Below are 328 nucleotides of genomic sequence, written 5' to 3'. Positions count from 1 at the left end.
TTCCACAATCCGCTCGATCTCACTCATGATAGCCCATGGCGCGAGGAAGGAATCCCGATCTCCTGTTTTAAGAGTCAATAGAACTGGTGTGCCGAAGATTTCGCTGAGGCATGGTCCACCCTGCGATCCTGCTTGCGAAGTCAGACGATCGAGATCTTCCCAGCGCCGAAGCCATAATGCGACGAACAGTTCAGGCGACTTCGACAGGATCGCGTCCAAGTAGCCGACGAATTCGAAAACGCCGAACCCCCAAAGCTGGCGCTGGATATGGTCGGTCGTCATTACCCGGTCATAGACTGGATTTCCGGCGTAAATCTCTTGAACTCTA

General features: G+C 53.4%; 1 protein-coding gene. It reads right to left on the bottom strand.

Annotated features, from left to right (window positions below):
• Window positions 1–282: hypothetical protein (locus A3736_RS10435; RefSeq protein WP_156502082.1), on the bottom strand; the 282-nt coding region annotated here is incomplete at its 3' end.
• Window positions 283–328 lie beyond the last annotated feature (46 nt).

The sequence above is a fragment of the Erythrobacter sp. HI0063 genome, from assembly GCF_001635685.1.
In the GTDB taxonomy this organism is placed as follows: domain Bacteria; phylum Pseudomonadota; class Alphaproteobacteria; order Sphingomonadales; family Sphingomonadaceae; genus Qipengyuania.
Note: the sequence above shows the minus strand (reverse complement) of the source record. Positions and strands in the feature narration are given on the sequence as shown.